This window comes from Streptomyces sp. NPDC050738, from assembly GCF_040654175.1.
Classification (GTDB): Bacteria; Actinomycetota; Actinomycetes; order Streptomycetales; family Streptomycetaceae; genus Streptomyces.
On sequence record NZ_JBFAHN010000005.1, the window covers coordinates 431,674 to 448,799 of the forward strand.

Genomic DNA, 17,126 nt, shown 5'->3' on the forward strand with positions numbered 1-17,126 from the left:
ACGCCCTGATGATCAATACGGGCGTCAGCGCGGTACTGGGACTCGGCTTCTGGCTGGCCGCCGCCCATTACTACTCCGCGTCCGCCGTCGGCCAGGGCTCGGCCGCCATCGCCGCGATGAAGTTCCTGGCGGGCATCACGGCCGTGACGCTGACGGGGGCGCTCGCCCGGTTCATCCCGGTGGCGGGGAAGAGCACGGGCGCGCTCATCTTCCGTACGTATGCCGGGAGTTCGGCGGTCGTCGGGGTCGCCGCGGTGATCTTCCTGCTGACGCTGGACGTATGGGGTCCCTCGTACCGCTTCCTGCACGAACCGGTGAACAAGCTCGGCTTCGTCGTGGCGGTCGTCGCCTGGTCGCTGCTCACCCTCCAGGACGGCGTGCTGACCGGGCTGCGCAGCGCCTTCTGGGTGCCGGTCGGCAACACGGTCTTCTCCGCGGTGAAGCTCCTCCTGCTGGTCGCGATCGCCGTGGCGCTCCCGACCACGGGCGTCTTCGTCTCCTGGGTGGCGGCCATCGCGGCCTCGGTGCTGCCGCTCGGCTGGCTGGTCTTCCGCAGGCTGGTGCCACGCCATGTGGAACTGACCGCGGAGACCGCCGACCCGCCGTCCTACCGGGAGTTGGGGCGCTTCCTGGCCGGGGACTACACGGGGTCGCTCTTCGCTCTCGCGGTCGTCTATCTGATCCCGGTGATCGTCGCATCGCAGATCAGCTCCGCCGACAACGCGTACTTCTACATCGCCGCGACCATCGGCGGGACGGTCGAACTCCTCGCGATCAACATGGGCGCGTCGCTGACCGTCGAGGGCGCGCACGACCCGGCACGGCTGGGGCGCAACGCGCGCGCTGCACTGCTGCGGATGGTCAAGATCGTGGTGCCGATCGTCCTGTTCCTCTTCGTGCTGGCCCCGCACATCCTGCATGTCTTCGGCGAGGGGTACTCCAGCCGCGCGACGCCGCTGCTGCGCTGGCTGGTGGTCGGTGCGCTGCTGCGGGTCGTCATCGAGCTGTACTTCGCGGTGCTGCGCGCCCAGAGCCGTACCGCTCCGCTCGCCTATCTGCAGGGCGGGCTCTGCGTGCTGGTGCTCGGCTCGACGCTGGCACTTCTCGGACCGATGGGACTCACGGGCGTGGGGGTCGCCGAGGTGGCCAGCCTGGCGGTGATCACCTCGATCGCGGCCTTCCGGCTGTACGGGGTGCTGAGGCTCGCGCCGGCCGGTGAGGCGGCCGACGGGCAGCCGGAGCCGGAGCCGGGGAAGGAGAGCGGCGAGCAGGCATCCGTGCGCTCCGAGGTGCTGGTCAACGGCACGCCTGCGGGCGGCGTACGACTCGACTTCGACCACCTCGAGCGGCGCCCGGACGTCGACGACCGGCGGCCCACCTGGGCCCAGCGCGAACTGCCCACCGGACGGGGCTCCCGCCCCGCACCCGGGGACGGCCCGCGGGTCTCCTCGCCGTACCCCCGCAGCCGCCGGCACACGGGAACGGACGGGCCTGCGGAGCCGCCCGAACCGGAGAGACCGGCGAGCAACAGCAGACCTCCCGCGCGCCCGTTCGCCCTCACCGAGCACATCCCCGAACTCGGCGTGGGGCTGCTGCTGCTCGCCGCACTCGCGCTCTACTGGGTGCCCGCGACGACCGTCGGCGCGAGTGACCTCGACCGGATGACCGGCCTCGGGCTGATCTCCGTACTCCCGGCCGCGACCCTCATCGGCGCCGGTCTGCTCGTCCTCTCCTTCGCCTCGCTGCTGTGGCTCGACCGGCCGCGCACCGCACTGCTGACCTCGTCGCTGCTGGCCACGGTGGTGTCGCTGCACGCACTCCCCGCGGTACTGGAGTCGCAGCCGCGCCTCGGGGGCGCCTGGCAGCACCTCGGCCTCCTCGATCACATCGGCAGGACCGGCTCCGTCTCGCCCCACCTGGACACCCACAGCAGCTGGCCGGGCTTCTACTCCGCTGCCGCTTTCCTCGCCGAGGCCTGCGGCGTCTCCGACCTGTCGGCCGTGCTGCGCTGGTGGCCCACCGTCTTCCAACTCCTGTGCCTGATACCGCTGTTCCTGCTGCTCCGCATGGTGCGCGCGGGCTGGAAGGCGAAGTGGACCGGGGCCTGGTTCTTCGCCCTGAGCGGCTGGGCGGGCCAGGACTACTTCTCGCCGCTGAGCCTGTCCCTGCTGCTGTATCCGGCCTTCCTGGCCGTGCTCTTGACCTGGTTCCGCTCACCGCGCACCTGGGCCCTGCGGCGCGGCTCCGGCGAGAGTGAGGCGCTGCCGGCGGGCCGACGCGAGAAGACCGTGCTGCTCGGCGTGCTGCTCGCCGTCCTGCTGGCGCTCGTCACCGTCCATCCGCTGGCGCCGGTGGTGCTGTGCGCCGTGGTGACCGGCCTGGTCCTGGTACGCCGCTGCGAGCTGCGCGGACTGCCGCTGCTCATCGGCGTCCTGGCCGCCGCCTGGACCGTCCTGCTCTCCGAGCCGTACTGGTCCGGCGCCCCCGCGAAGCTCTTCGCGGGCCCGGGCTCACCCGTGCCGGACTCCCTCTGGGGTTCGGCCGGCGATTCGGGCCACCAACTGGTGCTCGGAGCCCGCCTGTTCCTCGCCGGCGGGATTCTGGCACTCGCCGTCTGGGGCTGGTGGCGGCGGCGCTTCGCCGGGTACGCCGAGCGGTCGCTCCTCGTGCTGGCCTTCGTACCGCTGCCGGGGCTCCTGCTCCAGTCGTACGGCGGTCAACTGGACCTGCGCATCTGGACGTTCGCCCTGCCCGGCCTCGCGATACTCGCCGCGCTCGCCCTCTTCCCGCGCGCCGGGATCACCGCAGACGAACGGGAACGCGACCGGGCCAGCCTGGCACCGCTCGCCGCTCTGCTGGCCGGGCTGCTCCTGGTCGGCGGTTTCCTGGTGGCGCGCTGGGGCGGCGAGTCGTACGAGCGCGTGCCGCCCGGCGAGGTCGCCGCGATGGAGTACGTCTACGCCCACGACACGCCTTCGGTCCGGCTGATCCTGCTCGTCGACACGCCCGGGGATTCCAGGCCGACGCTGCCCGGCGGCGCGAAGGACCTGGAGAAGGTGAGCTACGTACCGACGCGCGCACCGCACGATCCGGTCCTCGTCGACGGCCTGATCGGGGCGCTGCGCGGTGCGGGCCCCCGCGCGTACCTCGTCGTCAACCGCAGCCAGGTGGAGTATCTCCGGGTCGCCGACGGCTACTCGTCGACCTGGCAGCCACGACTGCAGCGCACCCTGGACGCGCGCCCCGAACTGCGGCGCGCCCTGACCAACGACGATGTGACGCTCTACGAACTGACCGGGCGGCCCGCGCCGTTGGCGGCTGCCGCGTCGGCTTCGCCGGGGCCCGGCTGGCCGCACTTCACCTGGAGCGGCTGGCCCCTCATGGGCGCCGAGTCGGCACTCGCCCTGATCGCCCTGCTCCTTGCCCGGGAGCTGCTGCGCGTGTACGCGGTGCCAGGGCCGCGGGCCCTGTACCGGATGCGTACCCTCCACCGGATCTCGCTGCCGCTGGTGCTGGTCCTGCTGGGCGCGCTCGTTCAGCGCGTCATCCACTTCACCTCGTAGCGATGGCGACAGGTTCTCCGGAAAAGGTACGCAGCGCCGCGACGCACAAAGCGGGTGCACGGGAGGGCCCGTTGGCGGATCATGGGCGCCATGTCAGCCACCCCTGAGGACGCCCTGCCGATCCGGCTCAACGTCGACGACAGCGACTCGCCGTCCGATGTCGTCGACGCGCTGTTCCTCGGCCGCTTCGCGACGGGTGAACAGCCGTACTCGCACAGTTCGTCCATCGACCGGGTGAAGAAGGGCCTCACCCTGCTGCCGTCCGGCGCGAAGGTGCTGCGGGCCGCCCGCGACGACGACCGCAGCGCGACGCTCGCCGAGGGCGAAGGCTGGACGATGCTGATCTCCCGCTGGAACCGGGGCGCGGACGTGACGGTCACCGCGGTCTCCGAGGACCTGGCCGCCTCCGTGCTCAAGGAGGTCACCGAGGGCGCCCAGGACGAGCCCGAACCGCAGCCGGAGAACGTCGCCATGGGCTTCTGGTACGTCTCCCCGCGCCGCGGCCCGCACCGCACCAGCCGGCAGATCGCCGCCGGCACGTGGGACGAGGTGCGCTCCAACTACACGGAGCCGGTGGCCGGGGCGATGGACAGCCTGATGAAGGTGACGCCCGACGACATCTCGGGCCGGCTGCTCCTCCTGCACGGGCCGCCGGGCACCGGCAAGACGTCCGCGCTGCGCACCCTGGCCCGGTCGTGGCGCGACTGGTGCCAGGTCGACTGCGTACTGGACCCCGAGCGTCTCTTCAACGATGTCGGCTACCTCATGGACATCGCGATCGGCGAGGACGACGGCACGGCGAAGGGCCGCTGGCGTCTGCTGCTCCTGGAGGACTGCGACGAACTGATCCGCGGCGAGGCGAAGCACACGGCGGGCCAGGCGCTCTCCCGCCTCCTGAACCTCACGGACGGCCTCCTCGGCCAGGGCCGCAACGTCCTCGTGGGCGTCACCACCAACGAGGACCTGGAACGCCTCCACCCCGCGGTGGTCCGCCCTGGCCGCTGCCTGGCGCGCATCGAGGTCGGCTCACTGACCCGCAAGGAGTCGGTGGCCTGGCTGGGTACGGAGGACGGGATCGGCCGCGAGGGCGCGACGCTGGCGGAGCTGTACGCACTGCGCCGCGGCACGACGCCGCGCTCGGTGCCGTCACAGCCCCTGGGCACGAACGAGGGCATGTACCTCTAGCCCCGCCCGGGGGGGCTCCGCCCCGGACGCCCTACTTCGCGTACACCGCGCGAATCGCATGCTCCGCCGCCGCGGCCGCCGCGCTCCGGCTCAGGCCGAGCCGGACCGCCTGTTCCGCGAAGACCTGGGCGGCGGACGCCGCCGCCCGCTCGGCCGCATCGCCCGCCGCCGCCACGAACGTGCCGTTGCGGCCCCGCGTCTCGATCACCCCGTCGCCCTCCAGCGCCCGGTACGCCTTCGCCACCGTGTTCGCGGCGAGCCCCAGTTCCTCGGCCAGCCCTCGTACGGTCGGCAGCCGGTAGCCCACCGGGAGCCGGCCCGAGCGGGCCTGTTCCGAGATCTGGGCCCGCACCTGCTCGAAGGGGGCGTCTCCGGCATTCGTATCCACAACGATCCTCAAGGTCACGTCCCGATTCTCCTCCACCGGAAAATGAGAGGCGACCCGGCCGCCCCCTGCGTAACGTTCCCGCCCATGACTGTGATCGTCCGCGACTTCCGCCCGGCCGACGGCGAGGGGTGGGTACGGGTCCGACGGGCCGCGCTCCCCTTCATGGTGACCACCCCCGAACAGGTCGCCTTCGACCTGGCCCACGCCCACCCCGACAAGCGCTTTCGCCTGCTCGTCGCCGAGGAGGACGGCGAGGTGATCGGCACGGCCCAGGTCGGCATCGCCTACGACGCTGACGAACCGGGCCAGGGGTTCCTCAACCCGTATGTGCATCCCGGCCATCAGGGCCGGGGCGTGGGAACGCTCATCACCCAGGCGGGCGAGGCCCATCTCGCCGAGGCGGGCGCCACGGCCGTCTACACCTGGGTCCTGGACGAGCCGGCCAACCGCACCTTCGCCGAGCGCAGGGGTTACCGCCCGAGCAGGGCGGCCCATTTCCTCCATTTCGACCTGGCCGGTACTCCGCTGCCCACACCCCGACGTGCGCCCGAGGGCGTCGAGTTGTGCACCGCGGCGGACTTCGCCGACGACCCGCGCCCCCTCTTCGAGGCGGACGCGGAGGTCACCGCCGACGAGCCGAGCGACGTCTCCACGGTCCTCTCCGACTACGACGACTGGCTCGACCACACCTGGCGCAATCCGGCCCTGGACCACGACCTGACCTCGGTCGCAGTGGTGGGCGGCGAAGTGGCCGCGTTCAGCGCCGCGCAGACCGACGGCCTGACCCGCTACTGGTCTGGCATGACCGGCACCCGTCGTGCGCACCGCGGCAGAGGGCTGGCGAAGCTGGTCAAGAACGACTCCCTGCACCGCGCCCGGGCGGCCGGTTACACGGACGCGTACACCGGCAACGACGCCGGCAACGGCCCGATGCTGGCGATCAACACGTGGTTCGGATACCAGATCTGCGCAACGGAGGTACGCCATGTCCGCGAGCTCGGTTGAGGTCACCCTCACCAAGGCCGGTCGTATCAAGGTCGGTTACCCGGCAGAGCTGCTCACCGACGACGGCACCCATCTCGCGGTCCGCGCCGCGTGGGCGGGCACCGGGGTCCGCGACTTCGGTTTCGTACGCTTCGAGCCGGGCGACGTCTTCACCGAGCACTACTGGCGCGACCGCTGGTATTCGGTCAAGGAGGTCCGCACCGCCACCGGGGTGCTCAAGGGCTGGTACTGCGACGTGACGCGCCCGGCCGTACTCGACGGCGATCAACTCACCGTAGAGGACCTGGATCTCGACCTCTGGGTGTCGGCCGACCACTCCGAGATCATCCGTCTCGACGAGGACGAGTTCGCCGACAGCGGTCTGACCGAGCGCGACCCGCAGTCGGCGGCGCGCGCGGTCCAGGCCCTCGACGAGCTCGAACTCCTCGCCGAGAAAGGCACGTTGACCCAGTCGCTCCGCACCACCGCATAACGCACGTCCTGCCCTCAGACCCGCTTGCGGTAGTGGAACCGGTCATAGACACCGGTCACGGTCCGCTCGACGAGCTCGTAGCCGAAGTGGACGTACAGCTTCTGGTTCTCCCACATCATCGCGTTCGTGAGCAGCCGCACCTCCGGCAGCCCCAGCTCCCGCGCACGCTCCTCGACGAATTCCAGGAGCCGCCGCCCCACACCGGTGCCCTTCGCCTCCGGGCTCACCGAGATCGAGTCCAGGTAGAGGTGGTCGGCCTCGGGGACGAGCACCAGGACACCGTGCACCGGATCGCCGGTGACGAAGACCCGCCCCGCCGCCACGTTCGCCGCGTGGTCGGCCTGCATGGGCGCGGGGACGACGCCGATGCGCGCGATGTAGTGGTGGTAGGCCGCGTCGGTCACTGCCTTCACCGCTGCCGTGTCGCTGTCCACGGCGGGACGGATGTCGTCATTCATGCGCCCACATTAACGATCGCTGAGTGCTTCCTTAAGCGGACCGTAAGGATCTCCATCACCCCGTCCCAGCAGCCGATTTCGCCATTCCGGGCGGCTAGCGTGCTCATCGCCGGGGCGGGGTTCAGCCTGTCGGCGCCGCATGGCTCGGGGGGCCGCGCCGCCGGATCGAACCCTGCCTCGTATCCCCCCACACCCTCTCGAGGAGATCGACACGATGACCGTTCGTCGCAAGGCCGCCGCATTCACAGCTCTCGGTGTCGCGCCGCTCGCGCTGACCGCCCTGGTCGCGTCCCCGGCCGCCGCCCACGGGTCGATGACGGACCCGGTCAGCCGGGTCGCGGGCTGCTACGCGGAGGGCCCCGAGAGCCCGAAGTCGGCGGCCTGCAAGGCAGCGGTCGCCGCCAGCGGCGTCCAGGCCTTCTACGACTGGAACGCGGTCAACATCGCCAACGCCGCGGGCAATTCGAAGCAGCTCATCCCCGACGGCAAGCTGTGCAGCGCCGGCAACGACAAGTACAAGGGCCTGGACCTGGCCCGCGCGGACTGGCCGGCCAGCAAGCTCTCCTCGGGCAGCCACACCTTCCGCTACAAGGGCACCGCCCCGCACAAGGGGTCCTTCGAGCTGTACGTCACCAAGGACGGCTACGACCCCTCGAAGCCGCTCAAGTGGTCGGACCTGGAGGCCTCCCCCTTCCTCAAGGTCACCGACCCGAAGATGGAGAACGGCGACTACGTCTTCAACGGCACCGTTCCGAAGAAGTCGGGCCGCCACCTCATCTACTCGGTCTGGCAGCGCTCGGACTCCCCGGAGGCCTTCTACACCTGCTCCGACGTGGTCTTCGGCCAGGACACCGGCTCCGCGGGCGGTGCCGGCGCCGGCACCGCCGAGCCTTCGGCCTCCGCCCCCTCCGAGAAGGAGATCGCGGCGGGTGCGGGCAAGTCCACCGTGCACCACAACCACTCGGCGGCGCCCACCGCGACGCCCACCGAGGCGGCCAACCAGCCCGAGGCGAACGGCGCTTCGTCCCCGACGGCGGCGGCCCCGGGTGCGGGCACCGCCGGCGCCGAGAACCTCGCCGAGACCGGCGGCAGTTCCGCGACCTCATATCTCACGATCGGCGGTTCTGCCGCCCTCGCGATCGGTGCGGCCGTGCTCTTCTCCACCCTGCGCCGCAGGGCGGTTCCTTCGGGCGGCCGTCACAGCCGCTGACCCGCGGCTCAGCCGACGACCGAAGCGCAGGTCGTCGGGGACGAGTGCGCCGGGTCGAGAGAGTTCGCCACCTCGTGGAAGGCGATCCGGTCGACGGTCCCGATGGTCACGTGCTCGGAGACATCGGCCCCGCACTTGTCCTGGAGCAGGACGTTGGTGACGTCAGGGCCCGACAGGAACTGGCTGCGGTACGGGGTGACCACCTCGTCGTAGCGCGTGGCGATGACCGTGTAGCGCACCCCGGGGACGGTGTCGCCGCCCGCGTTGAGCTTGGTGACGAACGGGGAGCCCGCCACCTGGTCGGAGAGACCCGGCGCACCCTTGCGCAGGATGTCGGCCGCCCCGGGGAAGTAGGGCAGCAGATTGGCGAGGCCGTCCAGGGTGGTGCCGTGATTGTCGGGGGCCAGGCCCGTCAGGGAGTTCACCTTGGCGGCGCCGCCGAGGAATTTGAGGTAGTAGCGGGGCATCATGCCGCCCTGCGAGTGGCCGACCAGGTCGGCCTTGGCGGTGCCGGTCGCGGCCAGGACCGTGTCGACGAAGGTGCTCAGCTGCCCGGCCGACCGGTCGATGGGACCCAGACCGTTGAAGAGCGGTACGCCGGGGAGCTGGCCGTAGTCGAGAGAGAAGACGCAGTACCCGCGGTTGACCAGGTACGGGGCGAGGGCGACCCAGTTGTCGACGCTGTTCCCGAAGGTGCCGTGGACGAGGACGACGGGACGCGGATGGGCGGCGGACGGACGGCAGGAGTAGTTGTTCCACCCCGCGGACGGGGCGGTGGCAGCGGTCGCGGGGGCGGCGGGCAGAGCGGCGGCCGCCACGCCCAGCAGCAGTGCGGACAGCGGTCTCAGGGCACGTTTCCAGGCCAGCATCGAGTGATCTCCTTGCGGCTCAAGGGAGTTGCGATGTCTGTACGACCTGCGGCCCGGACCACAAGATTGATGTGCACACGCTAAATTACGCGCCGGTAACGCGGCGGGGGAAGCTACGCGTCGGTAAAGAACTGATGGAGGATCAGCCATTCGGTCCACCCGGCCTGCACGATCACCGGGAGCCCTTGAGCGTGGGGGCATGACTTTCGTCGACGAGATGAAGAGCGCCGTCACCCCGCGAGCCGCGCTGCTCGTGATCGGTGTGCTCGTACTGCAGCTGTTGTTCATCACGTCCTACGTGGGCGCGCTGCACAATCCCAAGCCGAAGGACGTCGCCTTCGGTGTGGTCGCGCCCGCACAGGCCGCACCGAAGCTCGTCGCCGAACTGGGGCAGCTCCCCGGCAAGCCGCTCGACCCGCGCGCGGTCGGCAGCGAGGCGGAGGCCCGCAAGCAGATCATGAACCGCGACATCGACGGCGCGCTCGTCGTCGACCCCGCCTCGACGACCGACACCCTGCTCGTCGCGTCCGGCGGCGGCACCGTGCTCGCGACGACGCTCACCAAGATCGCCACCACGGTCGACGCGGCCCAGCACCGCACCGTGAAGACCGTGGACGTCGCTCCGGCCTCCGGCCAGGACTTCGACGGCCTCTCCGCCTTCTACCTGGTCGTCGGCTGGTGCGTCGGCGGCTATCTCTGCGCCTCGATCCTCGCGATCAGCGCGGGTTCGCGTGCCGCCAACCGCGATCGTGCGGCGATCCGGCTCGGCTCGATGGCGCTCTACTCGATCGTCAGCGGTCTGGGCGGCGCCGTGATCGTCGGCCCGGTCCTGGGCGCGCTGCCCGGCTCCATCCTGGCGCTGTGGGGGCTCGGGGCGCTGGTGGTCTTCGCGGTCGGCGCCATCACGCTCGCCCTGCAGGCGCTCACCGGAATCGTGGGCATCGGACTCGCCGTGCTGATCATCGTGGTCGCGGGCAACCCGAGCGCGGGCGGCGCCTTCCCGCTGCCGATGCTCCCGCCGTTCTGGCAGGCGATCGGGCCCGCGCTGCCACCGGGGGCGGGCACCTGGGTCGCGCGCTCCATCGCGTACTTCAAGGGCAATGCGGTCACCGGGCCGCTGCTCGTGCTCTCCGCGTGGGCGGTGGTGGGTACCGTCATCACGCTGGTCATGTCCTCGCTCCGTAAGGACAGGACGCCTGCCGAGGTCGCCGAATGAACATCCTGCACCGTTGGGGACCCGCCGAACAGGCGGTCTCCGTCAAGCGGATGGAGCCCACCGCGCAGGCCCAGCTGGGGCCGCTCGGACTGACCGGCTTCATCGTGGTGACCACCATCGCGACCGGCATCGACGCGGGCATCTTCCCCGAGAAACTGGCGGGCTCGGAGCTCCCGATGGTGGGCTTCTTCATCGGCGGTCTCGCGCAGCTGCTCGCCGGGCTCTTCCAGGCACAGCGCGGTGACACCTGGCACGCCACGGTCTTCGGCGGGTTCGGGCTCTTCTGGATGGCGAAGGGGCTGATGATCCAGTTCGTACTGCCGACGGTCGACCCCGCGCTGCGCGGCGACACGATGGGGCTGTTCACGCTGCCCTGGGTGTTCGTGGTGTTCGTCCTGTGGCTGGGCAGTCTGCGGATCCATCTGGCGCTGTTGTCCACCTTCACGTGTGTGCTGGTGGTGTTCATCGCGATGACCTGCAACGGCTTCACCGGTGAGGTGATCTGGAACCGGATCGCGGGCTGGGCGGGCCTGTGTGCGGCGGCCGGTGCGCTGTATCTGCTCGCGGGTCAGATCATGGCGTCGACGTGGGGCCGGCCGGTGCTGCCGATGGGCCGGTTCGTGGCACCGGAGTTGCCGGAGACCTAGAAGCCGGTACGTACGCGAAAGGGCCGCCCGGAGTGCCGGGCGGCCCTTGTCGCTGGTCGGCTTCGGGCCTACTTGCCGTAGTAGGCCTGCGTCATCAGCCGCGTCATGTCGTCGATCATCGGCATCCGCGGGTTGGCGGGCGCGCACTGGTCGGCGTAGGCGTTCATCGCCTGCTGCGGGAGGGCCTCGATGAAGGCCGCCTCGTCGACGCCCTCCTCCTGGAAGGAGGCGGGGATGCCGCACTTGACGCGCAGTTCCTCGATGGCGCGGGCGTAGGACTCGACGCCCTCCTCGGGGGTCGACGCCGGCAGGCCGAGCATCTTGGCGATCTCCTGGAAGCGCTCCGGGGCCCGGTAGACCTCGGCCTTCGGCCACGGGGTGGCCTTGCCGCTGACCTGGCCGTTGTGGCGTACGACGTGCGGCAGGAGCAGCGCGTTCGTGCGGCCGTGGGCGACGTGGAAGGTGTTGCCGAGGGTGTGCGCCATGGCGTGCACCAGGCCGAGGAAGGCGTTGGCGAAGGCCATGCCGGCCACGGTCGAGGCGTTGTGCATCTTCTCGCGGGCCTCGGCGTCGTGGGCGCCGTCGACGACGCAGCGCTCCAGGTTCTCGAAGATGAGCTTGATGGCCTGGAGGCAGAGGCCGTCGGTGTAGTCGTTGGCGTAGACCGAGACATACGCCTCGGTGGCGTGCGTCAGGGCGTCGAAGCCGGAGTCGGCGGTGACGGTGGCCGGCAGCCCCATCGGGAGGACCGGGTCGACGATCGCGACGTTCGGGGTCAGCGCGTAGTCCGCGAGGGGGTACTTCTGGGCGGCCGCCGGGTCGGAGATGACCGCGAAGGGGGTGACTTCCGAGCCGGTGCCCGAGGTGGTCGGGATGGCCACCAGCTGTGCCTTCGCGCCCAGCGAGGGGAACTTGTAGGCGCGCTTGCGGATGTCGAAGAACTTCTCCTTGGTGTCCGCGAACTCGATCTCGGGGTGCTCGTACATCAGCCACATGATCTTGGCCGCGTCCATCGCCGAGCCGCCGCCGAGCGCGATGATCGTGTCGGGCTCGAAGTCCCGCATCATCGCGGCGCCGCTCTGCACGGTCGACAGCTCCGGGTTGGGCTCGACATTGTCGATGACCTGCAGGACGACCTTGCTCTCGCGGGAGTTGAGGATGTCGGTGACCTTCTGGACGAAGCCGAGCCTGCCCATGGTCTTGTCGGTGACCAGCGTGACGCGCTTGAGGCCGTCCATCTCGCCGAGGTAGCGGATGGAGTTGCGCTCGAAGTAGATCTTCGGCGGGACCTTGAACCACTGCATGTTCGTGTTGCGCCGTCCGATCCGCTTGATGTTGACCAGGTTGACCGCGGTGACGTTGTTGGAGACCGAGTTGTGGCCGTAGGAGCCGCAGCCGAGGGTCAGCGAGGGGAGGAAGGAGTTGTAGACGTCGCCGATGCCGCCGAAGGTGGAGGGGGCGTTGACGATGACGCGGATCGCCTTGACGCGCTTGCCGAACTCCTCGGCCAGCTCCTCGTCCTCGGTGTGGATGGCCGCGCTGTGCCCGAGCCCGTTGAACTCGACCATCTGCGCGGACAGTTCGATCCCGTGCTCGGTGGAGCCCGCGCGCAGGGCGGCGAGGATCGGGGAGAGCTTTTCGCGGGTCAGCGGCTCACCGGTGCCGACCTCCGCGCATTCGGCGACGAGGATCGCGGTGTCCGAGGGGACCTCGAATCCGGCCTGCTCGGCAATCCACTGGGGGGACTTGCCGACGACGGCGGCGTTCAGCTTGCCGCCCGCACAGTCCGCGGCGAAGGCCGTCGTACCGAAGACGAACTCCTCCAGCTTGGTCTTCTCGGCGGCGGTGACGACATGTGCGCCGAGCCGCCGCAGCTCCGCGATGCCCTGCTCGTAGACCTCGGTGTCGAAGATGACGGCCTGCTCGGAGGCGCAGATCATGCCGTTGTCGAAGGCCTTGGAGAGCACGATGTCGTGGACGGCGCGCTGCAGCTTGCCGCTCTTGGTGACGTAAGCGGGGACATTTCCCGCGCCTACGCCGAGGGCCGGCTTTCCGCACGAGTAGGCGGCCTTGACCATGGCGTTGCCGCCGGTGGCGAGGATGGTGGAGACGCCCTCGTGGTTCATCAGCAGCCCGGTCGCCTCCATCGAGGGCTCCTCGACCCACTGCACACAGCCGGCCGGGGCACCGGCGGCGATCGCGGCGTCGCGGACGATGCGGGCGGCTTCGGAGGAGCACTTCTGCGCGGAGGGGTGGAAGGCGAAGACGATCGGGTTACGGGTCTTCAGCGCGATCAGCGCCTTGAAGACGGTGGTCGACGTCGGGTTGGTCACCGGGGTCATGGCGCAGATGACGCCGACCGGCTCGGCGATCTCGGTGATGCCGTTGAGCTCGTCGCGGTTGATGACGCCGACGGTCTTCAGCCCGGCCATGGAGTTGGTGACGTGCTCGCAGGCGAAGAGGTTCTTGACCGCCTTGTCCTCGAAGATGCCGCGGCCGGTCTCCTCGACGGCGAGCTTGGCGAGCTCCCCGTGGTGGCTGAGCGCGGCCAGCGAGGCCTTCTTGACGATGTGGTCGACCTGCTCCTGGGTGAACGACTCGAACCGGTCGAGCGCCTCCAGCGCCCCCTCGACCAGTCCGTCCACCATCGCGTTGGCCTCCATGGCAGGTTCTCCTTCGGTACGACCTGTTCGCTGATGCCTCAATTCGACACCTGATCGCCCGGCCGATACGGACGAAAAGGGCCCCAATAGCAGGGCCGAAGGTCCTTCGACGCATCGCAGCCCCTCACCAAAAGCCGCTTCGACCTGCACGGATATGAGAGGACCAAAGACCTGTGCGCGCTTGTGAAAACTTTCACAAGAAATGCGAAAAAAGGGGTCCGGACCGCCTGGAAAGGCGCTCCGGACCCCTTGATTTCAGCCGATCGTCGCCCCGAAGGCCGCCAGTGCCGCCGGCACCGGCTGGAAGAAGGTCTCCCCGCCCGAGGTGCAGTCGCCGCTGCCGCCCGAGGTCAGCCCGATCGCGGTGTCGCCCGCGAAGAGCGAGCCACCGCTGTCGCCGGGCTCGGCGCAGACATCGGTCTGGATGAGCCCGTTGACGACGTCACCGTTGCCGTAGTTCACGGTGGCGTCGAGCCCGGTGACCGTACCGCCGTGCACCTGGGTGGTGGAGCCGCTGCGCTGCACCGCCATGCCGACCGTGGCCTCGCCCGCCTTGGTGATCTTCTGCGTGGAGCCGTTGTAGAGGTCCACCTCGCTCGGGTGTGCCGTGTCCGAGGTGTACTTCACCAGGCCGTAGTCGTGCCCGGGGAAGTCGGAGGCGGCGTTGGCGCCGATCTCCGCGCCGCCCTGGGAGTCGGACCAGCTGGTGATGGCCTCGGTGCAGTGGCCCGCCGTGATGAAGTACGGCGCACCGTCCTTGACCACGTTGAAGCCGAGCGAGCAGCGCCCGCCCGAGCCCCAGATGGCGTCGCCGCCCGCGATCAGCGGCTTGAACTCCCCCGCGCTCTTGTGGAGTTCGGCCGTGGAGCCGAGGCCCTTCACGATGGAGCCGAGCTTGGTCCACTCGGCGCCGGAGACGGTGCGGTCCGCGGTGACGACCATCTTGTTGCTCACCGGGTCGAGCGCCCACGACGTACCGCCGATGGATGCCTTGTCGGTGAGGGTCTGCCGGGCGCTCTTGAGCTCCGTCAGGGAGTTCTGGACGACTCTCGCCCGGCCGCCCGCCGCACGGACCCCGTCGGCCGCGGCCTCGTCGAGGACATTGACCACCAGGGCACGGGACTTCGCGTCGTAGTACGAACCTGCCGCGTCTCCGCCCAGCTTCCCCTCCAGCGTCGAGGCCAGGTTTCCGGCCGCCGTCGCGGACAGGATTTTGAGCGTGGGAGCGGCGGGGGACTCGCTGGCGTTCGCAGTCTGGAACGTCACTCCCGCGGCTATCAGTGCGGTCACGCCGGCAGCCGCCAGGGCCGCACGGCGCTTGGGTATGCGTCGGTGCTTCAACTCGTCGCCTTCCTGTGGGGGCCGTATCCGGGCAAGTGGGGTGTCCGGACACGGAGGATGGGCCGCCCACTATTCCGACACGCACAGGGAACACACAAGACCGACTTCCGGACGCGCACACGACAACACCAAAGCAACCTCAGCGCGTTCACGAACGCGGCTCGGACCTTGTCGGTTACCTCTGCGAACACTGACCGCGTCCGTGTGCGGGCAGCGGGTGAGGACTAGTCCTGTCCGGATATCGACTCTCCCCGACCGGATTCCGGCGGGAGTTGTTCTTTCGCGGGTGCGGCCTGAACGGTCGGCTGCGGTGCCGCACGCTCCAGGAAGCGCAGCAGCTCCACCGGGAAGGGCAGCACGAGGGTGGAGTTCTTCTCCGCCGCCACCGCCACCACCGTCTGCAGCAGTCGCAGTTGGAGTGCCGCGGGCTGGTCGGACATGACCTCCGCCGCCTCGGCCAGCTTCTTCGAGGCCTGGAGTTCGCCGTCCGCGTTGATGACCCGCGCGCGCCGCTCGCGGTCCGCCTCGGCCTGGCGTGCCATCGACCGCTTCATGGTCTCGGGCAGCGACACGTCCTTGATCTCCACCCGGTCGATCTGAACGCCCCAGCCGATCGACGGGCTGTCGATCATCAACTCCAGCCCCTGGTTCAGCTTTTCGCGATTCGACAGCAGATCGTCGAGGTCGCTCTTGCCGATGATGGAGCGGAGCGAGGTCTGCGCCATCTGCGACACCGCGAAGCGGTAGTCCTCCACGGCCACCAGCGCCTCCGCCGCGTCCACCACCTTGAAATAGATGACGGCGTCCACCCGGACGGTGACGTTGTCGCGGGTGATGCCGTCCTGCGCCGGCACGGGCATGGTCACGATCTGCATGTTGACCTTGCGCAGGCGGTCCACGAAGGGGACGACCATCGTGAATCCGGGACCCCGCACGGAATCTTTGAGCCGTCCCAACCGGAAGACCACACCGCGCTCGTACTGTTTGATGACACGGGCCCCAGCCATCACATAGACAGCGCCCACGGCCACCACGGCCGCCCCCGCCGACACCAGTTCCTCGACCATCACGGCCCCCCAGGGTCCGAATTGGACGTGCCCATTGACCGTAACCCCGCTCGCCCCGCCGTGGGGAGTACCGGTCGTGGCCCTATGGGCCTGGGAGCCGCGATGAGCAATCATCGAGCCGAAGGGGGAGTGCCGGTGCAGACCATGCAGGCGCACGACAAGGGGATATCGGGGATCCGCGGCAGTGTCCGCACCCCGGACGGACGCATTCTGATGGTGGAGCGGCTCGGTGATCCGCAAGGAGCGCCGGTCTTCCTGCTGCACGGGACGCCCGGCAGCAGGCTGGGTCCTGCTCCGCGCGGGATGGTCCTCTATCAGCGGGGGATGCAGGTCATCGCGTACGACCGTCCCGGCTACGGCCGGAGCGACCGGATGGAGGGCCGCACCGTCGCCGATGCGGCGGCGGACGTGGCGGCCATCGCGGATGCCATGGGGCTGGAGAAGTTCGCGGTGGTGGGCCGCTCGGGCGGTGCGCCGCACGCGCTGGCCTGCGCGGCGCTGTTGCCCGGGCGTGTCACCAAGGCGGCCGCGCTGGTGGCGCTCGCGCCACGGGACGCGGAGGGGCTCGACTGGTTCGAGGGGATGGCGGAGTACAACGTCACGGAGTACACCATCGCCACCGACGACCCGAAAGAGCTCGCCGCACGGCTGATCCCGCGCTCGGACGAGATCCGCAAGGATCCGATCCGGCTGCTGGACCAGCTGCGCAGGGACCTCACCGTCTCCGACCGGCGGATCGTCTCCGATGCCGGGGTGCGGTCCATGCTGCTGCGCAACTACCAGGAGGCGTTGCGTACTTCGGCATACGGCTGGATCGACGACGCCCTGGCGCTCTCCTCGCCCTGGGGCTTCGACCCGGCGGACATCCCGGGCCCTGTGATGCTCTGGCACGGGGTGCAGGACGTCTTCTCGCCGGTGGGCCACTCACGCTGGCTGGCGCGGCGGATCCCTGGCGCGACGGCCGTTCTGGAACCGGCCGCCGCGCACTTCGACGCGCTGCACGCGCTGCCCGGGGTCCTCACCTGGCTGGCGGCGTGAGCGG

14 protein-coding genes are annotated in these 17,126 nt (G+C 69.9%); 8 read left to right on the forward strand and 6 right to left on the reverse strand.

The window, feature by feature from the left end; all coding sequences use genetic code 11:
- Positions 1-8 precede the first annotated feature (8 nt).
- Positions 9-3,563 (forward strand): MATE family efflux transporter, encoded by a 3,555-nt coding sequence (locus AB0H78_RS16420; RefSeq protein ID WP_363235160.1) that lies wholly within the window; start codon positions 9-11, stop codon positions 3,561-3,563.
- 90 nt (positions 3,564-3,653) lie between these two features.
- Positions 3,654-4,748, forward strand: coding sequence for a DUF5925 domain-containing protein (locus tag AB0H78_RS16425; protein WP_363235060.1), 1,095 nt, complete (start codon positions 3,654-3,656; stop codon positions 4,746-4,748).
- Between the two features lie 31 nt (positions 4,749-4,779).
- Here AB0H78_RS16425 and AB0H78_RS16430 read toward each other — a convergent pair whose 3' ends face one another.
- A complete protein-coding gene (locus AB0H78_RS16430) occupies positions 4,780-5,154 on the reverse strand; it encodes a GntR family transcriptional regulator (RefSeq protein WP_363235061.1) in 375 nt (124 codons plus the stop codon).
- A 66-nt stretch (positions 5,155-5,220) separates the two neighbouring features.
- Here AB0H78_RS16430 and AB0H78_RS16435 point away from each other — a divergent pair, with 66 nt between their 5' ends.
- Both AB0H78_RS16435 and AB0H78_RS16440 read left to right on the forward strand, forming a co-directional pair.
- A complete protein-coding gene (locus AB0H78_RS16435) occupies positions 5,221-6,141 on the forward strand; it encodes a GNAT family N-acetyltransferase (protein WP_363235062.1) in 921 nt (306 codons plus the stop codon).
- Complete coding sequence (locus AB0H78_RS16440; protein WP_363235063.1) at positions 6,122-6,613, forward strand: DUF402 domain-containing protein; 492 nt, start codon at positions 6,122-6,124, stop codon at positions 6,611-6,613. The genes AB0H78_RS16435 and AB0H78_RS16440 overlap by 20 nt, the downstream gene beginning before the upstream one ends.
- Positions 6,614-6,627: 14 nt before the next feature.
- On the opposite strand, the gene AB0H78_RS16445 is transcribed toward AB0H78_RS16440, so the two are convergent.
- Positions 6,628-7,071 carry a GNAT family N-acetyltransferase gene (locus AB0H78_RS16445; RefSeq protein WP_363235064.1) on the reverse strand — a complete coding sequence of 148 codons (444 nt, stop codon included), beginning with the start codon at positions 7,069-7,071 and terminating at the stop codon, positions 6,628-6,630.
- A 214-nt stretch (positions 7,072-7,285) separates the two neighbouring features.
- On the opposite strand from AB0H78_RS16445, the gene AB0H78_RS16450 reads away from it, so the two are divergent.
- Positions 7,286-8,281, forward strand: a complete 996-nt coding sequence (locus AB0H78_RS16450) for a lytic polysaccharide monooxygenase (RefSeq protein ID WP_363235065.1) — start codon at positions 7,286-7,288, stop codon at positions 8,279-8,281.
- 8 nt (positions 8,282-8,289) lie between these two features.
- Here AB0H78_RS16450 and AB0H78_RS16455 read toward each other — a convergent pair whose 3' ends face one another.
- Entirely contained in the window at positions 8,290-9,150 is an 861-nt protein-coding gene (locus AB0H78_RS16455; protein WP_363235066.1) for an alpha/beta fold hydrolase, read from the reverse strand.
- 199 nt (positions 9,151-9,349) lie between these two features.
- On the opposite strand from AB0H78_RS16455, the gene AB0H78_RS16460 reads away from it, so the two are divergent.
- Positions 9,350-10,366, forward strand: a complete 1,017-nt coding sequence (locus AB0H78_RS16460) for a DUF3533 domain-containing protein (protein ID WP_363235067.1) — start codon at positions 9,350-9,352, stop codon at positions 10,364-10,366.
- Positions 10,363-11,013, forward strand: coding sequence for an acetate uptake transporter (locus AB0H78_RS16465; protein ID WP_363235068.1), 651 nt, complete (start codon positions 10,363-10,365; stop codon positions 11,011-11,013). Before AB0H78_RS16460 ends, AB0H78_RS16465 begins: the two co-directional genes overlap by 4 nt.
- Before the next feature lie 68 nt (positions 11,014-11,081).
- On the opposite strand, the gene adhE is transcribed toward AB0H78_RS16465, so the two are convergent.
- The 3 genes from adhE to AB0H78_RS16480 all read right to left on the reverse strand — a co-directional run bounded on the left by adhE (position 11,082) and on the right by AB0H78_RS16480 (position 16,084).
- Positions 11,082-13,676, reverse strand: a complete 2,595-nt coding sequence (adhE, locus tag AB0H78_RS16470; RefSeq protein ID WP_363235069.1) for a bifunctional acetaldehyde-CoA/alcohol dehydrogenase — start codon at positions 13,674-13,676, stop codon at positions 11,082-11,084.
- A gap of 255 nt (positions 13,677-13,931) precedes the next feature.
- Entirely contained in the window at positions 13,932-15,017 is a 1,086-nt protein-coding gene (locus AB0H78_RS16475; protein WP_363235070.1) for a S1 family peptidase, read from the reverse strand.
- A 224-nt stretch (positions 15,018-15,241) separates the two neighbouring features.
- Positions 15,242-16,084, reverse strand: a complete 843-nt coding sequence (locus tag AB0H78_RS16480) for an SPFH domain-containing protein (RefSeq protein ID WP_363235161.1) — start codon at positions 16,082-16,084, stop codon at positions 15,242-15,244.
- 144 nt (positions 16,085-16,228) lie between these two features.
- On the opposite strand from AB0H78_RS16480, the gene AB0H78_RS16485 reads away from it, so the two are divergent.
- Positions 16,229-17,122, forward strand: a complete 894-nt coding sequence (locus AB0H78_RS16485; protein WP_363235162.1) for an alpha/beta hydrolase — start codon at positions 16,229-16,231, stop codon at positions 17,120-17,122.
- The last annotated feature ends 4 nt before the right edge of the window (positions 17,123-17,126 follow it).